We start from the raw sequence: 446 nt of genomic DNA on the forward strand, positions 1-446 counted from the left end.
GGCGGCCACCGCCGTGGGGACGGCGCCGGTGGATCCGGTGGACGCGGCGTTACGCGCGGCCGGGCGGATGCTCGGCGAGCGGCTCCTGCCCGCCGCCGTGGCCGACACCCTGGCCGTGGAGCTCGAAGCCGCCGTGCGCGGCGGTGCGCCGCTGCGCCTCGTCCTCGAGATCGCCGGCCAGGACGCCGCCGGGCAGAACGGCGGCGGCCAAGACGGCGGCGGGCAGCACAGCGCTGGTCAGGACGGCGGCGGGCAGAACGGTGCCGGGCAGAACGGTGCCGGGCAGAACAGCGCTGGTCAGGACGGTGGCGGCCGGAGCGGTCAGGGCGTCACCGGCCGGGCCGGGGCGGGGTGGGCCGGGCTGGCGGATCTGCCGTGGGAGACCCTGACGCTGCCCGGGGACCCTCGGCCGCTGGTGCTGCACCCGTCGGTGCACCTGCACCGGC

General features: G+C 78.9%; 1 pseudogene. It reads left to right on the top strand.

Annotated features, from left to right (window positions below):
* Nucleotides 1-446: pseudogene (locus NBW84_RS23925) on the top strand (hypothetical protein); the annotation flags it as partial.

It is taken from the genome of Protofrankia sp. CiP1_Cm_nod2, from assembly GCF_920664355.1.
Taxonomy (GTDB): Bacteria; Actinomycetota; Actinomycetes; order Frankiales; family Frankiaceae; genus Protofrankia.